We start from the raw sequence: 2,055 nt of genomic DNA, 5'->3' as shown, positions 1-2,055 counted from the left end.
GCGATGTCGTATCCGGCGATCCTTCTCCGGCCCGCCGTGACTGCTCTGCTAACCCCGGTCGCCGCCGCGCTGACGCTCGCCTTGCTGGACTGGCGCTTCACGGCCGCGATTCTTGCGATGATCGCGGTGACGTGGTTGGTCAGTCGGCTCGGTTCCCGGCTCGCCCGAACTGTGGACACCCGGCAACACACGGTCTCCGCGGAGGCGACCCGCCGCATCCTGGAATTCGCCGACCGACAACCCCTCGTGCGCACCGACCAGCGACCCGAGGACACGGACACGCTCGACCATGCACTCGGCGGCGTGGAAGAAGCCGCGCGGCGCTCCGCCGGGACGGTTATCCCCGCCGTCGTGCTGTTCAGCGTGACCCTCAACGCCGCCTTTGCCGGGCTCGTCGGCCTTGGTGTGCTCTGGCTCGCCGACGCGACCCTCACCATCCCGGCGCTGCTCGGTGTGCTGGTCGCCGCCGCACGTCTCACCGCCATCGCGGCGGCCGGGGCCGAGCTTGCCGCCGGGCTACGCCTTCAAGCCGGTATCCTCGAACGGCTCGCCGCAGTCCTGGACGCGCCAGCGCTGCCGGCCCTCCCCGCCACCCGCACCGTCAAGCACGACGACGAGCTCGTCCGAGTCGAGCACGTCTCTTTCGGGTACGACACGGAACCCGTACTCCAGGACGTCTCTTTCACTCTGCCCCGCCGGGGACTGATCGCCGTCGTTGGACCCTCCGGCTCCGGAAAGACCACGCTCGCTCGGCTGCTCGCCCGTTTCTGGGACCCCACGGAAGGCAGGGTGCTGATCGATGGCTCCGACGTGCGGAGCCTGAGCCAAGAGGACATCACCGCGATGCTCGCGATCGTCATGCAAGACGATTACGTTGTGGAAGGAACGATCGCCGAGAACATCCGGCTCGGAGACGCGACCGCAACCGACGCCGCCGTAACCGCAGCGGCCGAATCCACTGGCCTCGGGGCTCTCCTCGCCGACCTGCCGGAGGGAATCGAGACCGAGGTTGGCTCCAACGGAAGCCGTCTGTCCGGCGGACAACGGCAACGTGTTTGCGTCGCTCGTGCCCTGCTGAAATCCGCACCGCTGACGATTCTCGACGAGGCCACCTCCGCACTGGACCCGGAGAATGCCCGCCTCGTCGTCGATGCCGCCTCTCGGCTTGCGACCACCGGCGCGGTGCTCGTCATCGCGCACAACCTCGAAACCGCCATCCGTGCCGACCGGATCCTCGTCATCGACGGCGGACGCCTCGTCCAGCAAGGACATCATGCCGAGCTTGCCGAGCAGACCGGTCTCTACCGTCAACTGCTCGAGCATGCTGCATCCCCACATACTGCGGCGTCTCCAGGTTCCAACACAGCCGCGGGGTAGGAAAGCAGCGTTCTTCCCGGGCCGGCGGGATGAGTATGCGGTGTGCCTCGATGGTCACGGGAGCGAGGCCGACCTCGCAAGCGGGCTCGAGCGCAATCGCGCGGGGTATTCTCCGCGAATACATCGGAGGCGATTAGACTGGTCGGTGCGAAGGGGAGTATCCCGTAGCGTTCACCTCGTCAATACGGAAACCAACAGGTAGCCCGGGGTGGCGGCGCCGATCGGCGTGGGAGAGACGTTCGTGGCAAGTCCTGTCCGCGTCTCACCGAATCCAAGGAGCCCCGTGCTCGCCTTTCCTGTGCTTCCCGCGGTGGTCGATCTGCCGCATCCACTTGACCCTGTCTTCGAGATCGTCGCGTTGACCGTCATCGTGGCGATTCTCGCCTTCGACCTCATTCTCGCCTTCGTGCGCCCGCACGTTCCATCAACCCGCGAGTCGGCGATCTGGGTGTCATTCTACGTCGGTCTCGCTCTCGTGTTCGCCGGGCTGCTCTGGGTGTTCGGCAGCGCCGAGCATGCCGGGGCGTTCGTCAACGGGTGGGCGCTCGAATACTCTCTCTCGATCGACAACCTCTTCGTTTTCGTGATCATCATGGCGCGCGTCTCGGTGCCACGGAAATATCAGCAGGAAGTGCTCATGGTGGGCATCATCCTCGCCCTTATCCTGCGCGGCCTATT

At 66.1% G+C, this 2,055-nt stretch carries 2 protein-coding genes; both read left to right on the top strand.

Features of this window, described 5'->3' with window-relative positions; all coding sequences use genetic code 11:
- Window positions 1-1,377: ABC transporter ATP-binding protein (locus ACK5KK_RS12310; protein ID WP_416890375.1), on the top strand; the 1,377-nt coding region annotated here is incomplete at its 5' end.
- Window positions 1,378-1,675: 298 nt separating this feature from the next.
- On the top strand, window positions 1,676-2,055 hold a 380-nt coding region (locus ACK5KK_RS12305; RefSeq protein ID WP_416890376.1), incomplete at its 3' end, for a TerC family protein.

Origin of the sequence: Microbacterium sp. (assembly GCF_047972865.1) — a bacterium.
Lineage (GTDB): Bacteria > Actinomycetota > Actinomycetes > Actinomycetales > Microbacteriaceae > Microbacterium.
Note: the sequence above shows the minus strand (reverse complement) of the source record. Positions and strands in the feature narration are given on the sequence as shown.